Here is a 19,928-nt window from a genome sequence, read left to right as displayed (position 1 = left end):
CATCGACGACTTCGTCTCAGAGGCCGTTGTCCTTCAGGATCTGGGCGGCATTTTCCTTGGTGATCTTCTGCGTCGGCAGCGTGATGGTCTTTTCGACCTTCTCGCCGTTCAGAAACTTGATCGCCTGCCGCAGCCCTTCAGCACCCGGTGTCACATAGGTGAACGTCGCCGTCAGCTCACCATTGGCAACAAGCTGCACGCCTTCATTGGGCAGGCCGTCGATGCCGATGAACTTGATGTCCTTCTCGCGGCCGACATCCTTGGCGGCAAGATAGGCGCCGTAGGCCATCGGATCGTTGTGACCATAGACGAGGTCGATCTTCTCGTTGTTGCGCAGTGCCGTGGCCATGATGTTGTAGGCCTGGTCCTGTTTCCAGTCGCCCGACTGCTGGTCGAGCAAATATTTTATGCCCGGCTCCTTGTCAGTGAATTCATGGAAGCCGTCATGGCGGTCATGTGCCGGCTGAGTACCCATTCCGCCCCAGATCTCGACGACATTGCCGGCGGCCTTGCCCTTGCCGCCGAGCAATTCGACGGCGTATTCACCGGCAGCCCGGCCGATCAGCTTGTTGTCGCCGCCGACGAACTGCGTGTAGTCCTTGGTCTCGACGTTGCGGTCGAGCACGAAGACCGGGATCTTGGCGTCGATCGCCTGCTGCACGACGCCGGTCAACCCAGCGGATTCCTTCGGTGACACCAGCAGCGCGTCGACTTCCTGGCGGATCAGGTTTTCGACATCGGCGACCTGCTTTTCCGTCTTGTCCTCGCCGTCGGTGACGATCAGCTCGACTTCCGGATTTTTGGCGGCCTCAGCCAGAATGTCCTTGTTGAACTGGGCGCGCCAGGGCTCGATGGTCGTCACCTGCGAGAAGCCGATCTTCCACTTCTTGTCCTGCGCGTAGGCGTTGCCGCTGGCCAAAAGCGCGGTCGTGGTCAGCAGTGCCGCGGTGACAACGGCGAGCTTCAACAATTCACGTCGTTTCATTTCTTGTTTCCTCCAAGATTTAGAGACGGGGTCTCTTTTGACGGCCGCTTTGCTGCGGTCGTTTCCTTGCGCGCCTGCCCGCCCCAGAGAGGCGCAATTGCCAGGCGCAGATAGAAGAGAAGATCAACGGCATTGCGCTCCTGGACGAGCACGGTGCCGATGATGATCATCCCCTTCAGTACGAGCTGAAGGTTCGAATTGATGTTGTGCAATTGCAGGATATTCGAGAGCAGTCCGAAGATCAGCACGCCGCAGAATGTGCCGATGAGGCTGCCGCGTCCGCCCATCAGGCTGGTGCCGCCGATGACCACGGCGGCGATGGCATCGAGCTCCAGCCCGGCGCCGGCATCCGGCTTGCCTTGCCTGTATTGCGCGACATAGAGCACCGCCGCCACGCCGGCCAGCAGCCCGGACATGGCGTAGGTAGCGATCTTGACGCGGCCGGCGGCGATGCCGGACAGCCGTGCCGCCTCTTCGTTGCCGCCGATTGCATAGACGTAGCGGCCGAACGGGGTGAAGCGCAGCACCGCGCCGTAGATCAGGATCGCTCCGAGGAAGAACAGGCCCGGCATCGGAATCACGCCGAAGACCAGCGAGCGCAGCATTTCGAAATCGGCGGTGGCGTTCGACCCGGTGTAGACCGGCAGCACCGCATTGTTCTGGCCGGCGGTCAGCCGGGCGATGCCGAGCGCCGTCACCATCATCGCCAGCGTGACGATGAAAGGCTGCAGCCGCCCGGCAACGATGATGACGCCGTTGAGTGCGCCGAACAGCAGGCCGACGCAAGGCGCCACCAGCAACACGCCGACCACGCCGAATTTTGAGCCAACCTGCGGCAGCAGGTACCACAGCACGAGACTGCAGAGGATCACCCCGACGATGCCGGGTGTGACCAGCCCACGAACGCTATCCAGCCTGATGGCGTGGGTGGCCTGCGGGCCGGCACGGGATTTTTCGATGTTCAGGAAGATGAAGCGGGTGACCAGAATGCCGAGGCAAAGGGCGACTACGGCAACTGTCGGCACCCCCAGCACCACCGCCGGCGTGACGCCCGGAACCGTCAGCAGCATGGCGCAGACCACGGTGCAGATCGCCATCAGCGAGCCGACGGAAAGGTCGATGCCGCCGGTGATGATCACTGCCGTCATGCCGGTGGCGATCAGGCCGGTGGTCGACACCTGGCGCAGCACATCCAGCAGATTGCCGTAGGACAGGAAGATGTTGTTGCCCTTGGAGCTGATCGGCGAGCCCAGCACGCCGATCAGGAAGATGGCGATCAGGCCCCAATAGAGCTTCGTCCGGGACAGGATGTTCAAGATGCTCATGCGGCAGGCCTCGTCATGGTCCGGCGCGGCGCCGCGAGCCGCATGATGGCCTCCTCACTGGCTTGCGCGCGCGAGAGGATCCCCGTCTGGCGACCATCGGCCATGACCAGGATGCTATCGGAAAGATGCAGCAGCTCCGGCAATTCCGAGCTGATGACGGCGATGGCGAGGCCGTCTCGCGCCAGCTTGAAGATGAGATCGTAGATCTCCCGCTTGGCGCCGACATCGATGCCGCGTGTCGGCTCATCCAGCAACAGCACCCGCGGCCGCGTTGCCAGCCATTTGCCGATGACGACCTTCTGCTGGTTGCCGCCGGACAGTGTGCCGGCCGGCTGCTCGATGGTCCCGCAGCGAATGCCGAGCGCCTTGACCGCTTGCCGCGCCAGGCCTTGCTCGGCGGCCCGCGAGCGAAGGCCGAACCGCGCCAGCGCGCCGACCAGCGGCAGCGCGACATTGTCGGTAATCGAGGCCTGAAGATGCAGGCCTTGCGTCTTGCGGTCCTCGGTCACCAGAGCGATGCCGAGCCGGCGGGCGTCGCGCGGTGATCGGATTTCCACCGGCTCGCCATCGAGCCGGATTTCGCCGTCGGCACGTCCGCCGCTGGAGCCGAAGATGGTCTCCAGGATTTCGGTGCGTCCCGAGCCCAGCAGCCCGCCTATCCCCAGTATTTCCCCGGCGGCAAGATCGAAGGCGACGCCGTCGAGCGCGGTGCGCCAGCCGTGGCGGTCTGGTTTCGACAGCGACAGGCCGCTTACGGAGAGGACGACCTTGCCGCCGGGGCCACGCTCTTCCTGGGAAGAGGCAAGCAGGTTTCGCCCGACCATCGCCGAAATGATGGTGTTTTCGTCGAGCTTTGCCATCGCCTCGGTCAGCACATGGCGTCCATCGCGAAACACGGTGACCCGGCTGGCCAGCTGCATGACCTCGTCGATGCGGTGCGAGATGTAGACGATCGCTACGCCGCTTTCGGCGAGCTGGCGGATGATCCGGAACAGCCTTTGGCATTCGGCCGGCGAAAGCGCCGAAGTCGGCTCGTCCATGATCAGGATGCGCGCCGACATCGACAGTGCCTTGGCGATCTCGACCAGCTGCTGCTCGCCGACGCGCAAGCTGCCGACCCGCGCTTCCGGATTGAGCTCGATACCGAGCCTATGCAGCAGGGCGCCGGCGGCATGGCTGCTTGCCTTGCGGTCGACGATAAGTCCGGCGATCAGCTTCTCGCGCCCCAGGAAGATATTATCCGCAACGCTGAGCTCGGGGACGAGATTGAGCTCCTGGTGGATAATGGCGATGCCGGCATGCTCGGCGTCGCGGACCCCGGCGAAACGGACCGGATGGGCATCGACGTTCACCGTTCCGTCGTAATCCGTATAGATGCCGGAGAGGATTTTCATCAGCGTCGACTTGCCGGCGCCGTTTTCCCCCATCAGCGCATGGACCTCGCCGCGCCGCAGGTCGAAGCCGACATCGACAAGTGCGGCGATGCCGCCGAAGGTCTTGGAGATGTGCTCGGCGTTCAGAACGATGGCCGGGTCGGCGTCAGCCGCAACATCTCCGGACGTGCTGGAATTGCCAGGCTCCATGACAAGAACGGCCTCCCTTCCGTCGTCGTCGAATGTCCCAAACGCTAATCTAAACGTTTCGATCATGTCAAGCCGGTATCTGATGAGACGGGATTGATGCATTTCAATTCTTGCGCAAATCTGCGAGATTCCGTAGGTATTGCAGCCAGAGGGCGGTGAAACGTTTCGAAAATGATGGCGTCAAGGCGAAAAAAGCAGCGAAAGTCCACGGCCCCGACCATGCTGCACGTGGCTGAAGTGGCGCGTGTTTCGGTCGCCACCGTCTCGGCGCTGATCAACGGCACCGCGACCGTCAGTCCCGAGCTCAGCCAGCGCATCGAACAGGCGATCCGAGACATCGGCTACAAGCGCAACGCGATTGCCCGCAGCCTGAAGATGGGTACGACCCGCACCATCGGGCTTACCGTTCCCCACATCACCAATCCGTTCTTCACCGATGTCGTTTCGGTTATCCAGCAGGCATTCGACCGCGCCGGCTATGCGGTTATGCTGTGCTGCACGGACGAGGATCTGAACACGCAGGATGACCAGATCAGGCTGCTGCTCGACCGGATGGTCGACGGGCTGATCGTTGCGCGCGTTGGCGACGGCGCAATCCTGAAGAGAATTGTCGACGACGCCAACGTGCCGGTGGTGCTGCTCGACCGCGTTTGCGAAGGCGTCGATACCGACACCGTCGTTCTCGACAACCAGCGCGCGGTGTTCGACGCCATCAGCTATCTGATCGATCTCGGCCACCGGCGGATCGGCTACATCTCCGGCTCGTTCGACATCTCGCCCATGCATGAACGCATGACAGGGTATCGCGAGGCACTCCAGGCCGCCGGTCTGCCGGTTGAGAATGAGCTCGTCCGTTTCGGCAATTTCCATGAAGTCGACGGCTACAACGCGACGATGCAGCTGCTTTCGCTGCACGACCGCCCGAGCGCGATCTTCTCGGCCAACAACCCGATGGTGATCGGCACCATGAAGGCGATCCGCGATATCGGGCTGTCCTGCCCCGAGGATATTTCGGTCGCCTGCTTCGACGATTTTCCATGGTCGGACGTGTTCCAGCCGCAACTGACCACGGTCGCACAACCGGTCAAGGCGATCGGCGAGCAGGCGGCCAATCTGCTGCTCGACCGGCTCGCCGGAAACAGGGACGCGCCGCCGCGCAAGCTGGCGCTCAAGGGACGCCTGATGATCCGCAATTCATGCCGGCCACTGGGGGCGATCGCACAAAGCGTCAGCGCCTGATGCATGTCGCCCAAAAGCATGCCCTCGGGCTTGAACCGAGGGTGCGCAGCGGTTTTGGGATAACAACATGCGTCAAATAAGAAAGACCATCATGCCGCTTCCGACAGCGATTTGTGGATGTCGGCCAGGATCTCGAACGACCGCACCCGCGCTGCGTGGTCGAAAATCTGCGCGGTAACCATCAGCTCGTCGGCGCCGGTGCGCTGCACGAACGCCTCGATGCCTTGCCCGACCGTTTCCGGGGCGCCGACGACGGCGCAGGACAGCGCCTGGCCAAGCATGGTTTTGGTCATCGGGTCGAGGTCGCGCTCGTACCCTTCGACCGGCGGCGGCAGTCGGCCGGGCCGGCCGGTGCGCAGATTGACGAAGGCCTGCTGCAGCGAAGTGAACAACAGCCGCGCCTCGGCGTCGGAGGGCGCCGCGAACACGTTGAGACCGAGCATGACATAGGGCTTGTCGAGCTGTTTCGACGGCTGGAAGCGCGAGCGATAGATCTCCAGTGCGTGGTCGAGTTCGGCCGGTGCGAAATGCGAGGCGAAGGCGTAGGGCAGGCCGAGCATGGCTGCGAGCTGCGCGCCATAGAGGCTCGAGCCCAGAATCCAGATCGGCACCTGCTCGCCCTCGCCGGGCACGGCTCGGATACGCTGACCGTCTTCGGCCGGCTGGAAATAGCCCATCAGCTCGACGACATCCTGCGGAAAACTGTCGGCGCCGGCCTCGAGGTTGCGGCGCAGCGCGCGCGCCGTGCCCATGTCAGTGCCCGGCGCCCGGCCGAGGCCGAGGTCGATACGGCCGGGATGCAACGCCGCCAGCGTGCCGAACTGCTCGGCGATGACCAGCGGCGAATGGTTGGGCAGCATGATGCCGCCGGCGCCGACGCGTATCGTCTTGGTGCCGCCGGCGACATGGGCGATGACGACCGATGTGGCCGCACTTGCGATGCCCGGCATATTGTGATGCTCGGCCAGCCAGTAGCGCTTGTAGCCCAGCCGCTCGGCATGGCGAGCGAGATCGAGCGAATTGGCGAGCGATTGCGAAGCGTTGCTGCCTTCGACGATCGGCGACAGGTCGAGAACGGAAAGAGCGGTCATGGCGTCTTAGGCCTCCAGGATTTTCTTTTGTCGCGCCATGGCCTCGAAGGCTGCACGGTCGGGAATGGCGATTTCGAGCGGGCCTTCCAGCACGTCGGCGAGTTCGGCGGCTGTCGCTATCTCGATCTGCTCGGTACGGCCGCCGAGATGATGCGTCGACAGCCGGTTGTTGCGGAGCGCATAACGGCGGCCCGGCAAGGCTCGTGCCGCGATTACGGAGGAAAGGAAGTGCGAGGTTGGGTGGGTCGATAGGAAATGGTTGCTGACCGAATAGTCGACCTCATAGTTCTGCTGCATGTCGAAGCGGTAAATTGTCCGCCAATCGCCGCCGACATTGGCCTGCAGCCGAAAATGATCGCCTGTCGCAATCATGCGGAATGTCTCATGTGGGGTCTTTTGCTCGAGACCCGGTCGAAGCAGGAGCGGCGCTGTCAGCGTCAGTCCGCCGAAGCCGACATCGGCAATGTAGGTTCGGCCGTCGAGTTCGACGCGCAGCAACATATGGCTCCGTGCGGTTATGGCATCATCGGGCTGGCCCCAAAGAACGCGTGCGGCAAGGCCGCTGACGACGAAGCCAAGCGCCTTCAGCACATGCATGAAAATGAGATTGTGCTCGAAGCAATAGCCGCCGCGACCCCGAGCGACGATCTTTTCCTGCAGCGAGGCGAGATCGAGACGAACCGGATGGCCTAGAAACGGATCGAGATTTTCGAACGAGATTGCCTGCGGGTGTAAGAGATGGAGCGACTTCAGCGTTTCCAGCGAAGTGTCCCTCAAGCCGGTGTATCCGATGCGGGCGAAATAGGCGTCGATGTCGAAGGAGATGTCGGTCATGGAAGGGAGCCCGGCTTTGACCGGCTCGATATAGGCATTCAATCCGGGCGCCGCAAACGCCGCGCGCCGGTTTGCGCTGCAGCACTGTCCATCTCCTCGATGAGTTCTTCTTCAACCACCGCCGTATGCTGCGCCGCCAGGAAATTGCCGACGTGGCCGAGGCCGTCGAAATGATCGCAGAACACCTTGATGACGACCAGCAGCGGCACCGCCATCAGCGCGCCGACGAAACCCCACAGCCAGGACCAGAAGGCAATTGCAATGAGGATCGCCACGGCGTTGATCTCTAGGCGCCGGCCGACCACCGTCGGCGTCACGAATTGGCCTTCGACGGTATCGCACAACAGCACGAAGGCCGGCGCCAGCAGCGCGTAGGAGATGCTGTCGAAGCTGATCAGCGCGATGATCGTGACAAGCGTGATCGTAATCAGCGCCCCGATATAGGGCAGGAAATTAAGCAGAGCCGCTGCTGCGCCCCAGACCTGCGGGTTGGGCACGCCGAGGGCCCAGAGGCCGAGTCCGATGACCACGCCCAGGCATGTATTGATGACGGCGACGGTAAGCAGGTAGTGCGAGATTTCACGTTCGACATCATAGACGACGCGCAGTGCCCGCTTCTTTTCGCTGAGACTGGGGAAGGATTCGACGATCTTCTCATAGAACATCGTGCCGGAGGCGAGCAGGAAGAGCGACAGGACGAAGACGATGATGAGGCTGGTGCCCGCCGACAGCAAATTGCTGGCGGCTTGTGGGAGAAGGCCTGATTGCGCCATGGCTACCCGCTGGACGCCCGGCCCTTGGGAGGTCTGCGTCAGTCCCTCTATCTGCCGCGAAATCTCCATGATCCTTTCGAAAGGACGCCGCAGTTGCGCGAGACGTTCGGTCAGCTGCTGGCCAATCACCGAGGTGTTATTGATGAGGTCGATGACCGGGCCGCTGAGCAGATAGCCGGCCACGGCAAGGATGCTGACCGACAGCACCACCAGCAGTGTCGCCGATATCACATCGGGCATGCCGTGTTTGCGCAGGAAGCGGACGATCGGCGTCAACGTCAGCGCCAGCAGGAAGGCCAGGATGACCGGCATGAAGAAGGCACGGGCGAAGGAGAGCGCGTAGATCGCCATAAGGATGAAGATGCCAACGAGCAGCGAACGCATCAGATGCATGTCCGCACGCGCCTCGACGCGCGGATCCGGGCTCTCTGCGGCGCCCGAAGCGGCGGGTTCGGCTTTCATTCTGGCCCTCGGCGGCACACTGCGATTGGTGTACGCTGTTGGCGGAAACGTCTTTGCGGCTTCAAGGTTCCGTTAGAGCGACGTGCGTCCGCTTGGACGCACAAAGTACGCTCTAACACTTTTGAATCTACGCCTCGTGCTTTCCGAAAATCGATTCCGATTGCGGGCCGATGCGTTAGCCGGCGCTGACGATGACCTTAGCCCTACGATCTTGCCGGCGAATCAGGCGGCTGGCGCAGCCACGGCGGGAATGGCCTTCGCCGTTTCCTTGCGCACGATCGGCGCCACCTTGGTGCCGTAGAGTTCGATCGCCTTCATGACCGTGGCGTGTGCCATGGTGCCGATTGCCATTTGCAGCAGGAAGCGGTCGTTGCCAAATATCTTGTGCTGGGCAACGATCTTTTCGGCCACCTGTTCTGGATTGCCGACGAACAGCGCGCCGCTCGGGCCGCGCGACTGGTCGAAATGTGCTCTCGACGTCGGACCCCAGCCGCGCTCGCGGCCGATGCGGTTCATCACCTCGGCCTGCGGCCCATAAAAATCGTCAGCCGCCTGGTCGGTGGTCTCGGCGATGAACCCGTGGACATTGAGGCTGGTGGCGAGATCAGCCGGATCGTTGCCGGCCCGTTTGGCCGCCTCCCTGTAGATGTCGAACAGCGGCGCGAACCGCGCCGGCTCGCCGCCGATGATAGCCAGCGCCAGCGGCAGGCCGAGTGCGCCGGCCCGCGCGGCGGACTGCTGCGTGCCGCCAATCGCGATCCAGATCGGCAATCTGTCCTGGAACGGGCGGGGGTAGACGCCGCGATCGTTGATCGGAGCGCGCAGCCTGCCCGACCAGGTCACCTTGACGCTGTCGCGTACCGCAAGCAGCAGGTCGAGCTTTTCGGCAAAGAGCTCATCATAATCTTCGAGATTGTAGCCGAACAGCGGAAAGGATTCGATGAACGAGCCGCGCCCGGCCATGATCTCGGCCCGGCCGCCTGACAGAAGGTCGAGCGTCGCGAACTGCTGGAAGACACGAACCGGATCGTCAGAGGAAAGCACGGTGACCGCGCTGGTCAGCTTTATACGCCTGGTGCGTTCGGCCGCTGCGGCCAGGGCCACGACCGGCGCTGAAGCCGCATAATCGGGACGGTGATGCTCGCCCAGTCCAAACACGTCGAGGCCGACCTGGTCGGCCAGCTCGATCTCCTCGATCAGGTTGCGCAGCCGCTCATGCGCACCGATGGCACCGGGACCCGGCTCCGGGCTGACGTCGGCGAAGGTGTAGAGACCGAGTTCCATCATCTGTCATCCTGGCGTTTTGTTTTTCGCGCTACAGGTAGCGACCAGTCCGCCGCGCCGCCAGAGGGCCGGATGGTGAACAGTGCATGTCCGGTTCAGCCGAATTCAGCCGAAAAGGCGTCTCCCGGCTGCAACAGCTCAGAATTTCATGGCTGGCATACCGTTTTGGCGCTTGAACTCTGGGTTTTCACGCGTATGTAAGCCTCGCAAATTGACTCCAGGGAAGTGGACTTGGCTATCTATAGGGAAAAAGACGTTTTCGAGCGGCGCAATGCCGCGAACGAGGCAAAGAAGGCGCTTCTCGAGCGCTTCAAGGCAAAGCCGGCAGCAGACGATCCAGCGGTGCTGGCACGACAGGCCGAACGCAAGGCAATCCTCGAAGCTCGTGCGATACGCGAGGCCGAAAAGGCCAGGCTGAAGCAGGAAAAGCTGGCGCGCGAAGCTGCCGAAAAGGCCGAGCGCGAAGCTGCTGCCGAAGCAGCGCGTATTGCTGCGGAAGAAGCGGCGCAGGCGGAAGCGAAGATCCGGGAAGCCGAAGAGAACGAGCGCATCGCTCGTTTGCTTGCCGACGAGGCCGAGCGCAAGGCCAAGCGCGACGCGCGCTATGCGGCGCGCAAGCAGCGCACCGGCAGGACGCCTCCGGGCTTTTCAGCTCGCTAGCTCTCCTACAGCGCGATTTCACGAATCAAATTCAGGGCCGCCTTGCAGCGGCCCTGAAGGCGTTTGTGCTGCGGCCTTGCTGCAAAACTAGGCCGCGAGTTTCAATCCCATGATGCCGCAGACGATGAGTGCGATGCAGGCCAGCCTGATCGCGGTCGCAGGCTCGCCGAGCAGCCAGATGCCAAGCAGCGCCGTGCCGACGATGCCGATGCCGGTCCACACAGCATAGGCCGTGCCGACCGGCAGCATCTTCAGTGCCAGTCCGAGCAAGGCAAGACTGACGACCATCGAGACAACCGTCAGGACAGTCGGCAGCGGCTTCGAAAAGCCATCAGTGTATTTGAGGCCGATCGCCCAGCCGATCTCGAACAGGCCAGCGAAGAAGAGAAGAATCCACGACATCGGAACGCTCCATTGGATTGCGGGTCGTCCCGGTCTTTTCGGAAAGCGCGAAGTCGTCTTCGCTGCATTGATCGCGAAGTCGCCTTCGCTGCATTGATATGGAAATTTCGGGTGCCCAATCAACAGCAGCGCCGACGGCATTTCAGGACCAATCGCTGGATGTCGATTGGTCCTGAAATGCCGTCGGTCATGACCTTGCGCCGAAACGCCGAGGCTTACTTGTCCTTGAGTTTGGTCGCCTTGACGGGCGGCGCTTTCAGGGTCGGGGCAGCGGCGGGTTTCTTTGCGTCCTTCTTCGGCTTGCGGGCTTCTTTGCCCGCCTTCATCGCACCTTTAGCCATGATTCGTTTCCTCCGATTGTGGCAAGCGAAATGAACCAAGAGAAACGTCCGACCGCAAGAGGCATAATCTGGCGCGCCTGCGTCAGCCGGCGGCCGTCAACCGTTTCTAATTCGCTCGTAAACCGCGCTGGTCCGTGCGATGATCTTTTTTGCACTGCAGCACAGCCCGTGCCTTCGCCGGGTGATGATCCGGCAGGCCGGTCAGGACGACAATGCGAATCCATATCGGCTGCGAGATGAGCTTCGATTTTCCGCAGGAAACGCCGCTGATCGCGATGCTCAACGTCCACTATTCCCGCGCATCCGATCTCGATCGGCCGGATTTCCTGACCTCGAACCCGCCGGTACCGATCGAGAGCTACCGCGACAGTTTCGGCAATTGGTGCAACCGTCTTGTTGCCCCGCCCGGGCGCTTTACCTTCGGCACGGACGCGGTGATCCGCGATCCCGGAACCTTCGAGATCGGCGATCTGGTGGCGTGGCAGCACGAGGTGCGCGACCTGCCGTCGGAGACATTGCTGTTCCTGCTGCCCAGCCGCTATTGCGAGAGCGACGTGCTGGCGAGCGAGGCGTGGCGGCTGTTCGGCCACACACCGCTCGGCATTCCACGCGTGCAGGCGGTCTGCGATGTCGTCCACAACCACATTATCTTCAATTACGGCAATGCGCGGCCGACGCGCACCGCGGCAGAGGCCTATCGTGAGAAAAGCGGCGTCTGTCGCGACTTCGCCCATCTCGCCGTCGCCTTCTGTCGCGCCTTGAACATCCCGACGCGCTACTGCACCGGCTACATCAGCGACATCGGCCTGCCGAAACCGTGGTCGGACATGGATTTCGCCGCCTGGATGGAGGTCTATCTCGGCGGCCGCTGGCATGCCTTCGATCCGCGCAACAATGCGCCGCGCATCGGCCGTATCCTGATCGCCTCCGGCCGCGACGCAGCCGATGTGCCGCTGACCCATATTTTCGGGCCGGGCACGCTGGCCGGCTTCAAGGTCTGGACGGAAGAGGTCATCGAACAGGCGTCGGCGCAGCAGTCTTGAACCGCCGGATGCTTCGCGCGTTGTGAATGCCTGTGGAACTGCGGCGGCTGCGCCGTTAAGCTCGAACGCGTCGAGGCGCAGCCGAAGGGAGGAGCGAAGATGAAAATCGACGGCGGGTGCCATTGCGGCGCTATCACCTACGAAGCGGAGGTCGATCCGGAAAAGACCAGTATTTGCCACTGCATCGATTGTCAGCAGCTGACGGGCACGGCCTTCCGCGTGACCGTGCCGGCGCCGGAGGACCACTACCGGATCACCAAGGGCACGCCGAAGATCTACATCAAGATCGCATCGAGCGGCGCCAGGCGCGCCCAGGCCTTTTGCGGCGAGTGCGGTTCGCACCTCTATGCCACGTCGGTCGGCGACGGGCCGAAAGTCTACGGCATCAGAGTCGGCACGGCGCGGCAGCGCGAACAACTGATCCCGAGAAAACAGATATGGCACCGCTCGGCGCTGCACTGGCTGCCGGAGTTCGAAGGCATGACGACCGTCGAGGAGCAATAGCCTCTCAGTCGTCGCCTTCGACGACCCTTAGTCTCAGCTGACCGGTCTTGGAGTCGGCGACGCGCGCACCCGCTTCGGCCTTCGCGCTGGCCCCCGATCCGGCGTCGCCCTCCGTCGGCTGCGCGCCGAACTCCAGCGCCTCGATCTTCTGGCCGCGCTTGGTCACCTTCGACGTCGAGACGAGGATATCGTCGATATCCTTGGCCGACTGGCCGAAATGGCTCTGCAGCTTGCGCACCCGCTCGTCGAGGCGCGAGACATCCTCCATCAGCCGGATGACTTCGCCCTGGATCAGATGCGCCTGCTCGCGCATGCGGGCGTCCTTGAGGATCGCCTGGATGACCTGGATCGACAGCATCAGCAGCGACGGCGAGACGATGACGATTCGGGCACGGTGCGCCTTGTGAACAATCCCCTCGAAATTCTCGTGGATCTCCGCGAACACCGATTCCGACGGCACGAACATGAAGGCGGTGTCCTGCGTCTCGCCCTGGATCAGGTATTTTTCTGAAATATCGCGGACGTGCACCTCGATGTCGCGCCGAAACGCTTGGGCTGCGACCTTCTGCAAATCGACGCCTTCGGCGGCACGGATGGCGTTCCAGGCTTCCAGCGGAAACTTGGCGTCGATGGCAAGTGCGGGCGCGCCATTCGGCATCTTCACCAGGCAGTCGGGCCGGCTGCCGTTCGACAAGGTCGCCTGGAATTCGTAGGCACCGTGCGGCAGGCCGTCGGCGACGATCGCCTCCATGCGAGACTGGCCGAAGGCGCCGCGCGTCTGCTTGTTGGAGAGGATCGCCTGAAGCTGAACGACCTGGCCGGCGAGCGACTGGATGTTGCCCTGCGCCGTATCGATGACCGCCAGCCGCTCCTGCAGTCTGGCGAGGCTCTCATGCGTCGATTTCGTCTGCTCGGTCATGGTCTGGCCGAGACGGCCGGTCATCGCGTCGAGGCGTTGACCGATCGATTGTGTGAGTTCGGCCTGCCGCGCCCCGAACACTTCGGCGATGGCGCCGATGCGGCCCTGCATCTCGGCCTGGCTTTGCAAAATGCCGGCCATCCGCGCCTCCGCGTCACGGGCGTGGTCGGCGGCTTCGGCGGCAGCCACCGCACGCGCCTTGGCCGAGCGCCAGAGCGCGACGACGAGCGCCACGAACAGACCCAGAAACAGGATCGCGCCGAATGCCAGTGCGTGACCGAGCGTGATCGTGGTGGCGCCGAGCCGGGCGATTGGTTCGGACAGGATGGTGGTCAGGTCATTCATATTGGGCAGCATAGATGATTCGGCCTGACGGCACAGATCAAAACGTGAACGGCGCTGCAAATGCCCCGGTTGACGCTTTTCGTGCGAGGTCTTAGGTGAGACGCCATGTCGATCAAGCCGCTCATCATCCTTCCCGATCCCGTCCTGCGCCAGGTTTCGAAACCGGTCGAGCGCGTCGATGGGGCATTGCGCAAACTGGCCGACGATATGCTGGACACCATGTATGATGCGCCGGGCATCGGTCTGGCGGCGATCCAGGTCGGCGAGCCGCTGCGCATGCTGGTGATCGATCTCGCCAAGGAAGACGAGACGCCGGCGCCGCATGTCTTCATCAATCCCGAGATTCTTGAGAGCGCCGATCAGCGCTCTGTCTACGAGGAAGGTTGCCTGTCGATCCCGGATTACTATGCCGAGGTCGAGCGCCCCGCCGCTGTGCGGGTGAAATATCTCGATCGCGACGGCAAGCTGCAGGAGATCGAGGCCGAAGGGCTGATGGCGACCTGCCTGCAGCACGAGATCGACCATCTCAACGGTATTCTGTTCATCGACCACATCTCGAAACTGAAGCGCGACATGGTGGTGAAGAAATTCAAGAAGCTCTCGAGGGAGAAGACGCCGGGCAGCAAGGCGCCGGGTAAGTTGGTGGGATAGGGCTCAAAAATGCCCCTGCGCGTCATCTTCATGGGTACGCCCGAATTCTCCGTGCCGACGCTGCGGGCGATCGCAGATGCCGGGCATGAGATAGAAGCCGTCTACACCCAGCCACCGCGCGCCGCCGGTCGCCGTGGGCTGGAACTGACGCGGTCGCCGGTGCAGCGCGAGGCGGAGCGGCTGGGCCTCGAGGTGCGGACGCCGGTGTCGCTGAAGAGCGAAGGCGAGCAGCAGGCGTTCCGCGCCTTGCGGGCCGATGTCTCCGTCGTCGTCGCCTATGGATTGCTGTTGCCTAAACCGATTCTCGAGGCGCCGCGGCTCGGCTGCCTCAATGGTCACGCGTCGCTGTTGCCACGCTGGCGCGGCGCCGCCCCTATCCAGCGCGCCATCATGGCCGGCGATACCGAGACAGGCATGATGGTGATGCGGATGGAAGAGGGCCTGGACACCGGCCCGGTGGCGATGGTCGAAAAATGCGCCATCGGCCCCGATATGACGGCCGGCGAACTGCACGATCGGTTGATGCACGTTGGTGCCGCGCTGATGGCGGAAGCGCTGGCACGAATGGAACGGGATGCCCTGACATTTACCGCACAGGCGACGGAGGGGGTGACCTACGCCAAAAAGATCGATAAAGCGGAGACGCGCGTGGACTGGACGCGGCCTGCTGGCGAAGTCCACGATCATATTCGCGGCCTGTCGCCCTTTCCCGGCGCATGGTGCGAGACCGAAATTGGCGGCCGCTTGGAGCGGCTGAAACTGCTTCGCTCGACGCTTTCGGATGGCGCCGGCGAGCCGGGAGGAATTCTCGACGACCGGCTGACGGTCGCCTGCGGGTCAGGCGCGATCAGGCTGGTCGAAGTTCAACGTGCGGGCGGAAGGCCCATTGCCGCGCAGGAATTTCTGCGCGGGGCCAAGCTCGAAGAAGGAATGAAATTCTCATGAGCATGATGTCGATACGCGCGGCAACGCCGCGGGACCGCGAGGCGATCCGCCTCGTCGAGGAACACGCCTTCGGCCAGCAGGCGGAGGCCGGACTGGTCGACGCGCTGGTCAGCGGCGGCGATGCCATCGTCGAACTGGTGGCGGAAGAAGATGGACAGGTGGTCGGCCATATCCTGTTTTCGAGGCTTTTCGTGCAGAATGGCGGCAAGAGCTTTCCGGCGGTGGCGCTGGCGCCTCTGGCGGTCGAGCCGTCATTCCATGGCACTGGCATCGGCGGTGCGCTGGTCCGCGAGGCGCATATCCGGCTGAAGGACGCCGGCGAGGTGCTGGCGGTTGTGCTTGGCGATCCCGCTTATTATGGCCGCTTCGGCTACAGTCATGCGCGCGCCGAAAGGTTCGAAAGCGAGTACCAGGGCGAAGCCCTGCAGGCGCTGGCCTGGGGCGAGGCGCCTGAGACCGGCAAGCTGGTCTATGCTTCGGCTTTTAGCTCCGCGCTCGCCGCCTAACCTCATCCTGCTTAGGAATGCCGCGTTTTCGCCTCGACATCGAATATGACGGCAGCCTCTATGCCGGCTGGCAGCGCCAGGCAGACCAACCTTCGGTGCAGCAGGCGATCGAACAGGCGATCGAGAAATTCTGCGGCGAACGGGTCTCGCTGCGCGGCGCCGGCCGCACCGATGCCGGCGTCCATGCGACCGGTCAGGTGGCGCATGTCGATCTCGTCAAGGCATGGCCTGATGAGACGGTGCGCGATGCCGTCAATGCCCACCTGCAAACGGCCAAGGCGCGCATCGCCATCCTCAAGGCGGCCGTCGTGCCTGATAGCTTCGATGCGCGTTTCTCGGCGATCGGCCGCCACTATCTCTACCGCATCGTCAACCGGCGCGCGCCGGCGGCACTCGACAAGGGCAAGATCTGGTGGGTGCCGAAGCGGCTCGACGCCGAGGCCATGCACGAGGCGGCAAAGGTGCTGCTGGGGCGGCATGATTTCACCACGTTCCGCTCGACCCAATGTCAGGCCGACAACCCGGTGCGGACGCTCGATCGGCTGGATGTCAGTCGGCTGGGGGACGTGATCGAAGTGCGAGCCTCGGCGCGCTCGTTCCTGCACAATCAGGTGCGCTCGATGGTCGGTTCGCTGAAGCGCGTCGGCGAAGGCGGCTGGACAATTGCCGACCTGAAGGCGGCGCTCGGCGCGCGCGACCGTGCAGCCTGTGGCCAGGTGGCGCCGCCCGATGGCCTTTTTCTCGTTGGGGTAGATTATCCGAAAGTCGACTAATTCGGCGCACCGATGCCGAGCAGCGCCTGCAGGCCGAACAGAATGACCAGCGACGCCACGAACATGCCGGCGAAGACGGCGGTGCCGACAGCCGCGCCCCTGCCGATGGCGACGTTTGTCATCCGCCAGGTCAGGATCATCGACAACGCAAACAAAAGCAGCGACGCCAGTACGGCGAACTCGTTGGTGGACGGCAGGAAAAGCCTGATCAACGCCGCTGGCAGCATCAGCCAGGCGATGATCGCCGACGCCCAGTTGCTGGCGACGACATAGTGGACAAAGCGTCCGCCAATGCCGGCGCGCGGCGCGACCAGGGCAAGGCCAACGAGCGGCAACACCCAGGCGCCGATGTCGACCGTCGCCAGACGGATTAGCATGCTGAAGCGCCCCGCGAATGCATTCGGATCGCCGATCTCGTTGGCAAGGCCGACCCAGCCGACGATCAGCGCCGGTGCCGCGACGATGATGGCGAAGAAGGAATTCCAGAAACCGTCGGCCGAAAGGTCGAGCTGGCGCAGCCCGTCGGCCTTGCCGAGCATCAGTCGCCAGGCGCCGGTCAGCGAAGCATAGGTTTCATCCGACGAAAGCATGATTACGGTATGCCTCGCTCGAACCAGTCTTCGATGAAACGCTGATAGATCTGCGTCAGCGTCTCGAGGTCGGCAAGCGCGACGCGTTCATCGACCATGTGCATGGTCTTGCCGACCAGCCCGAACTCGACCACCGGACAATAGTCCTTGATGAAGCGCGCGTCGGAGGTGCCGCCGGAGGTGGAAAGCGCCGGCTTCCTGCCGATCACCGCCTTGACCGAACCGCTGAGCGCTTCGATCAGCCGGTCGTCTCGGGTGAGGAAGACGTGACTCGGCCGGTCGCGCCAGACGAGTTCGTAATCGACTGGGGTCGTCTTGCCGGCCCGGTATTTCTTGCGCTTCGCCGCCTTGTCGAGACGGTTGTGGATTTCCGCCTGGATGGTGTCGGCGGTCCATGTGTCGTTGAAGCGGATGTTGAAGGTGGCGGTCGCCTTTGCCGGAATGACATTGGTGGCTGGATTGCCGACATCGATCGAGGTCACCTCCAGATTGGTCGGCTGGAAGTCCTTGGTGCCTTTGTCGAAGACCGGATGCAGCAAGGCGTCGACCAGCGTCATCAGCCCGCGCACCGGGTTGTCGGCAAGCTGCGGATAGGCGGCGTGGCCCTGGCGGCCGCTGACGATGATGCTGCCGGACAAAGAGCCGCGCCGGCCGATCTTGATCATGTCGCCCAGCGCCTTGGGATTGGTCGGCTCGCCGACGATCGACGCATCCCATTTCTCGCCCTTGGCGGCCGCCCATTCGAGTAGCTTTGTCGTGCCGTTGATGGCCGGCCCTTCTTCGTCGCCGGTGATCAGCAGCGAGACCGAGCCTTTCAGACCGCCTTTCGAACCGAGATGGCGCGCCACCGCGGCGATAAAGCAGGCGATGCCGCCCTTCATGTCGACGGCACCGCGGCCGAACATCTCGCCTTTGGCGATCTCGGCGGCGAAAGGCAGATGCGTCCATGAGGCCTCGTCGCCGACCGGCACCACGTCGGTATGCCCGGCGAACATCAGGTGCGGACCGTTGCCGGACCGCCGCGCATAGAGATTTTCGATATCGGGTGTGCCGTCCTCGGAAAATACCGGCCGCTCGACGGAAAAGCCGAGTGGTTTCAACATTGTTTCCAGTGTGCTCAGTGCCCCGCCCTCAATGGGCGTCACCGAGGGGCAGCGGATGAGGGCGGCGAGATTTCCAGCAGGATCGGTCGGCAACGTCATGGGCAAAAGCGATAGTCGAAAGCGCAAGGCCTGTCACGGCCAGACATAAGGGCCAGCCATCCCGCCGACATTATGGTTCTCATGGCGTATAGTCGAAGGCCTAACGCATGTCGCCCAAAAGCATGCGATCGGGCTTAAAGCGCGTCGCACGAATCGCTTCAGACCCAACGCGCTTTTAGGCTGGATATTGGATGGACGGAGGCGACAAAAGGCCCAATGCTCACTAGGATCGTCAGTTCGCGGCCCGCACATGCGCCCAGTAACGGCCCTTGCCGGTGCGCTTGGCTTCGTAGAGCGCGTGATCGGAACAGGTGAGGAGGAGTTCCGGCTCGCCGCCGTCGGCAGGCGCAAAGGCGCTTCCAATGCTCAACCCGATGGGTATTGCGGTGCCCACGCCAAGGTCGAAAGGCACCGAAATCTTCTCAATGGCCCGCTTTGCCAGGTAGGTGGCTTCAATCTCGGATGTGTCGGGCAGCAGGATGACGAATTCGTCACCGCCGATGCGAAAGACCACATCCCCCGCTCGGAAAGCGCGTTTCAATCGTTCGGCCACCTTGCGCAGCAGCATGTCGCCGACCGCGTGGCCGAAGCGGTCATTGACGTGTTTGAAGCCGTCGAGATCCATGCTGAGCACGGCAAACGGCCTGCCGCCGTTTGCGGCCGGCGCCGCAAGCTCGCTGCACATGCCGCGCAGTTTCTCCTGGAGGAAGATGCGGTTCGGCAGGCCGGTCAGGGCGTCCTTGATCGCCAGATCGCGATTGTCCAGTTCGGCGCGGATCATGCGGGCGTTAATCGCATGATTTTGAAGCAACACGATGATGACGCCGGCCACATAGAACGGCACTTGAAATCCGACGATAGACATTCCGGGCGCTGGAGAAAACAGCGCGCCAACCAGGAAAGGCAGGCCTACGGCCAGCATAACGAATATGGCGTAGCGCGGAGTCGCTGCGTTGCGCGACGACACCACGCCGACGACGCCTGCGACATTCAGGGCAGCCAAAACGGCGAGCGCCATATGCCCGCTGACGACGCAGCCATAGCAGCCGAGGCCGAAAATCACCGACCACGGGCCCCCGGCGGCCATGAGGCCTGCCAGCGGCCCCGTTCCCCCACGCTTGCGGGCCCGCTCACATTCCCGCATCAGCAGGAAGCGGACGGCGAACAGGATGAGGTCGGCCGCGATCCAGGCGTAAGGCCACCGGTCGCCGGTGACGACCGCGGCGATGACTGCCAGCACCAGGACGCTGATGGTGCCGAACAGGACAGCGAATTTGCGGTCGAAGGCGGTATCGAGAAGCCGCGCACGGACAGCTTCCGGTTCCGCTCTCATCGGCGAAGAAAACCAGGCGAACAGCCGCGCGCCGGCACTTCGCTTTCCGCGCGTTTTCGGGTTGGCCAAGGGTTCGTCGTGTGCCAGTCGAGCGCTCCGTGCCGGGCGACACAGTCTCCACGGGCATGCTGGACCAAG

The 19,928-nt window shown here is 63.1% G+C and carries 21 protein-coding genes; 8 read left to right on the top strand and 13 right to left on the bottom strand.

The features are described 5' to 3' along the window. Window positions 1-16 precede the first annotated feature (16 nt). The 3 genes from AC0L3L_RS20270 to AC0L3L_RS20260 are packed head-to-tail and all read right to left on the bottom strand — an operon-like array spanning window position 17 to window position 3,893. Window positions 17-985, bottom strand: coding sequence for a substrate-binding domain-containing protein (locus tag AC0L3L_RS20270; protein WP_473527038.1), 969 nt, complete (start codon window positions 983-985; stop codon window positions 17-19). Next, the gene (locus AC0L3L_RS20265) at window positions 982-2,310 is read right to left on the bottom strand and encodes an ABC transporter permease (protein ID WP_473638875.1); all 1,329 of its coding nucleotides are present in this window, start codon (window positions 2,308-2,310) and stop codon (window positions 982-984) included. Before AC0L3L_RS20265 ends, AC0L3L_RS20270 begins: the two co-directional genes overlap by 4 nt. Next, window positions 2,307-3,893 (bottom strand): sugar ABC transporter ATP-binding protein, encoded by a 1,587-nt coding sequence (locus AC0L3L_RS20260; RefSeq protein WP_473638874.1) that lies wholly within the window; start codon window positions 3,891-3,893, stop codon window positions 2,307-2,309. Before AC0L3L_RS20260 ends, AC0L3L_RS20265 begins: the two co-directional genes overlap by 4 nt. Window positions 3,894-4,112: 219 nt before the next feature. On the opposite strand from AC0L3L_RS20260, the gene AC0L3L_RS20255 reads away from it, so the two are divergent. Continuing rightward, the gene (locus tag AC0L3L_RS20255; protein ID WP_473488413.1) at window positions 4,113-5,132 is read left to right on the top strand and encodes a LacI family DNA-binding transcriptional regulator; all 1,020 of its coding nucleotides are present in this window, start codon (window positions 4,113-4,115) and stop codon (window positions 5,130-5,132) included. 89 nt (window positions 5,133-5,221) lie between these two features. Here the strand turns inward: AC0L3L_RS20255 and AC0L3L_RS20250 are convergent, their stop codons facing one another. The 4 genes from AC0L3L_RS20250 to AC0L3L_RS20235 form a co-directional block, all read right to left on the bottom strand. Next, window positions 5,222-6,223 carry an LLM class flavin-dependent oxidoreductase gene (locus AC0L3L_RS20250; protein ID WP_473527042.1) on the bottom strand — a complete coding sequence of 334 codons (1,002 nt, stop codon included), beginning with the start codon at window positions 6,221-6,223 and terminating at the stop codon, window positions 5,222-5,224. 6 nt (window positions 6,224-6,229) lie between these two features. Further along, window positions 6,230-7,057, bottom strand: a complete 828-nt coding sequence (locus AC0L3L_RS20245; protein ID WP_473638873.1) for an arylamine N-acetyltransferase family protein — start codon at window positions 7,055-7,057, stop codon at window positions 6,230-6,232. A gap of 38 nt (window positions 7,058-7,095) precedes the next feature. After that, window positions 7,096-8,292: an AI-2E family transporter gene (locus AC0L3L_RS20240; protein WP_473488416.1), complete on the bottom strand. Its 1,197-nt coding sequence runs from the start codon at window positions 8,290-8,292 to the stop codon at window positions 7,096-7,098. 222 nt (window positions 8,293-8,514) lie between these two features. Continuing rightward, on the bottom strand, window positions 8,515-9,576 hold the full coding sequence (locus AC0L3L_RS20235; RefSeq protein WP_473638928.1) for an LLM class flavin-dependent oxidoreductase: 1,062 nt from the start codon (window positions 9,574-9,576) through the stop codon (window positions 8,515-8,517). Window positions 9,577-9,807: 231 nt separating this feature from the next. Here AC0L3L_RS20235 and AC0L3L_RS20230 point away from each other — a divergent pair, with 231 nt between their 5' ends. Further along, complete coding sequence (locus tag AC0L3L_RS20230; RefSeq protein WP_023801556.1) at window positions 9,808-10,236, top strand: DUF6481 family protein; 429 nt, start codon at window positions 9,808-9,810, stop codon at window positions 10,234-10,236. Window positions 10,237-10,323: 87 nt separating this feature from the next. On the opposite strand, the gene sugE is transcribed toward AC0L3L_RS20230, so the two are convergent. Both sugE and AC0L3L_RS20220 read right to left on the bottom strand, forming a co-directional pair. Beyond that, complete coding sequence (gene sugE / locus AC0L3L_RS20225) at window positions 10,324-10,638, bottom strand: quaternary ammonium compound efflux SMR transporter SugE (protein ID WP_473638872.1); 315 nt, start codon at window positions 10,636-10,638, stop codon at window positions 10,324-10,326. A gap of 215 nt (window positions 10,639-10,853) precedes the next feature. Further along, window positions 10,854-10,979, bottom strand: a complete 126-nt coding sequence (locus AC0L3L_RS20220; protein ID WP_023801558.1) for a hypothetical protein — start codon at window positions 10,977-10,979, stop codon at window positions 10,854-10,856. Window positions 10,980-11,191: 212 nt separating this feature from the next. Here AC0L3L_RS20220 and AC0L3L_RS20215 point away from each other — a divergent pair, with 212 nt between their 5' ends. After that, complete coding sequence (locus AC0L3L_RS20215) at window positions 11,192-12,022, top strand: transglutaminase-like domain-containing protein (RefSeq protein ID WP_473638871.1); 831 nt, start codon at window positions 11,192-11,194, stop codon at window positions 12,020-12,022. A gap of 99 nt (window positions 12,023-12,121) precedes the next feature. Continuing rightward, window positions 12,122-12,526 carry a GFA family protein gene (locus AC0L3L_RS20210; protein WP_123147327.1) on the top strand — a complete coding sequence of 135 codons (405 nt, stop codon included), beginning with the start codon at window positions 12,122-12,124 and terminating at the stop codon, window positions 12,524-12,526. 4 nt (window positions 12,527-12,530) lie between these two features. Here the strand turns inward: AC0L3L_RS20210 and AC0L3L_RS20205 are convergent, their stop codons facing one another. Then, window positions 12,531-13,790, bottom strand: coding sequence for a DNA recombination protein RmuC (locus AC0L3L_RS20205; protein WP_123147328.1), 1,260 nt, complete (start codon window positions 13,788-13,790; stop codon window positions 12,531-12,533). Window positions 13,791-13,895: 105 nt separating this feature from the next. Here AC0L3L_RS20205 and def point away from each other — a divergent pair, with 105 nt between their 5' ends. The 4 genes from def to truA are packed head-to-tail and all read left to right on the top strand — an operon-like array spanning window position 13,896 to window position 16,665. Next, window positions 13,896-14,441 carry a peptide deformylase gene (gene def, locus AC0L3L_RS20200; protein ID WP_473638870.1) on the top strand — a complete coding sequence of 182 codons (546 nt, stop codon included), beginning with the start codon at window positions 13,896-13,898 and terminating at the stop codon, window positions 14,439-14,441. Window positions 14,442-14,450: 9 nt separating this feature from the next. Further along, entirely contained in the window at window positions 14,451-15,386 is a 936-nt protein-coding gene (fmt, locus tag AC0L3L_RS20195; RefSeq protein ID WP_473638869.1) for a methionyl-tRNA formyltransferase, read from the top strand. Continuing rightward, window positions 15,383-15,892 (top strand): GNAT family N-acetyltransferase, encoded by a 510-nt coding sequence (locus AC0L3L_RS20190; RefSeq protein WP_473488422.1) that lies wholly within the window; start codon window positions 15,383-15,385, stop codon window positions 15,890-15,892. Before fmt ends, AC0L3L_RS20190 begins: the two co-directional genes overlap by 4 nt. Window positions 15,893-15,909: 17 nt before the next feature. Continuing rightward, window positions 15,910-16,665 carry a tRNA pseudouridine(38-40) synthase TruA gene (gene truA, locus AC0L3L_RS20185; protein ID WP_473638868.1) on the top strand — a complete coding sequence of 252 codons (756 nt, stop codon included), beginning with the start codon at window positions 15,910-15,912 and terminating at the stop codon, window positions 16,663-16,665. Here the strand turns inward: truA and AC0L3L_RS20180 are convergent. The 3 genes from AC0L3L_RS20180 to AC0L3L_RS20170 all read right to left on the bottom strand — a co-directional run bounded on the left by AC0L3L_RS20180 (window position 16,662) and on the right by AC0L3L_RS20170 (window position 19,859). Next, window positions 16,662-17,255: a transporter gene (locus AC0L3L_RS20180; RefSeq protein ID WP_123146160.1), complete on the bottom strand. Its 594-nt coding sequence runs from the start codon at window positions 17,253-17,255 to the stop codon at window positions 16,662-16,664. The two genes, truA and AC0L3L_RS20180, sit on opposite strands and share 4 nt — an antisense overlap. Window positions 17,256-17,257: 2 nt before the next feature. Next, a complete protein-coding gene (gene dapE / locus AC0L3L_RS20175; protein ID WP_473488424.1) occupies window positions 17,258-18,457 on the bottom strand; it encodes a succinyl-diaminopimelate desuccinylase in 1,200 nt (399 codons plus the stop codon). A 232-nt stretch (window positions 18,458-18,689) separates the two neighbouring features. Beyond that, on the bottom strand, window positions 18,690-19,859 hold the full coding sequence (locus AC0L3L_RS20170; RefSeq protein WP_473638867.1) for a diguanylate cyclase domain-containing protein: 1,170 nt from the start codon (window positions 19,857-19,859) through the stop codon (window positions 18,690-18,692). Between the last annotated feature and the right edge of the window lie 69 nt (window positions 19,860-19,928).

It is taken from the genome of Mesorhizobium sp. WSM4849 (assembly GCF_055811385.1).
Note: the sequence above shows the minus strand (reverse complement) of the source record. Positions and strands in the feature narration are given on the sequence as shown.

Coding starts and splice junctions, on each gene's coding strand:
- AC0L3L_RS20270 (WP_473527038.1), bottom strand. CDS start 985: ATGAAACGACGTGAATTGTTGAAGCTCGCCGTTGTCACCGCGGCACTG.
- AC0L3L_RS20265 (WP_473638875.1), bottom strand. CDS start 2,310: ATGAGCATCTTGAACATCCTGTCCCGGACGAAGCTCTATTGGGGCCTG.
- AC0L3L_RS20260 (WP_473638874.1), bottom strand. CDS start 3,893: ATGGAGCCTGGCAATTCCAGCACGTCCGGAGATGTTGCGGCTGACGCC.
- AC0L3L_RS20255 (WP_473488413.1), top strand. CDS start 4,113: ATGCTGCACGTGGCTGAAGTGGCGCGTGTTTCGGTCGCCACCGTCTCG.
- AC0L3L_RS20250 (WP_473527042.1), bottom strand. CDS start 6,223: ATGACCGCTCTTTCCGTTCTCGACCTGTCGCCGATCGTCGAAGGCAGC.
- AC0L3L_RS20245 (WP_473638873.1), bottom strand. CDS start 7,057: ATGACCGACATCTCCTTCGACATCGACGCCTATTTCGCCCGCATCGGA.
- AC0L3L_RS20240 (WP_473488416.1), bottom strand. CDS start 8,292: ATGAAAGCCGAACCCGCCGCTTCGGGCGCCGCAGAGAGCCCGGATCCG.
- AC0L3L_RS20235 (WP_473638928.1), bottom strand. CDS start 9,576: ATGGAACTCGGTCTCTACACCTTCGCCGACGTCAGCCCGGAGCCGGGT.
- sugE (WP_473638872.1), bottom strand. CDS start 10,638: ATGTCGTGGATTCTTCTCTTCTTCGCTGGCCTGTTCGAGATCGGCTGG.
- AC0L3L_RS20220 (WP_023801558.1), bottom strand. CDS start 10,979: ATGGCTAAAGGTGCGATGAAGGCGGGCAAAGAAGCCCGCAAGCCGAAG.
- AC0L3L_RS20215 (WP_473638871.1), top strand. CDS start 11,192: ATGCGAATCCATATCGGCTGCGAGATGAGCTTCGATTTTCCGCAGGAA.
- AC0L3L_RS20210 (WP_123147327.1), top strand. CDS start 12,122: ATGAAAATCGACGGCGGGTGCCATTGCGGCGCTATCACCTACGAAGCG.
- AC0L3L_RS20205 (WP_123147328.1), bottom strand. CDS start 13,790: ATGAATGACCTGACCACCATCCTGTCCGAACCAATCGCCCGGCTCGGC.
- def (WP_473638870.1), top strand. CDS start 13,896: ATGTCGATCAAGCCGCTCATCATCCTTCCCGATCCCGTCCTGCGCCAG.
- fmt (WP_473638869.1), top strand. CDS start 14,451: ATGCCCCTGCGCGTCATCTTCATGGGTACGCCCGAATTCTCCGTGCCG.
- AC0L3L_RS20190 (WP_473488422.1), top strand. CDS start 15,383: ATGAGCATGATGTCGATACGCGCGGCAACGCCGCGGGACCGCGAGGCG.
- truA (WP_473638868.1), top strand. CDS start 15,910: ATGCCGCGTTTTCGCCTCGACATCGAATATGACGGCAGCCTCTATGCC.
- AC0L3L_RS20180 (WP_123146160.1), bottom strand. CDS start 17,255: ATGCTTTCGTCGGATGAAACCTATGCTTCGCTGACCGGCGCCTGGCGA.
- dapE (WP_473488424.1), bottom strand. CDS start 18,457: ATGACGTTGCCGACCGATCCTGCTGGAAATCTCGCCGCCCTCATCCGC.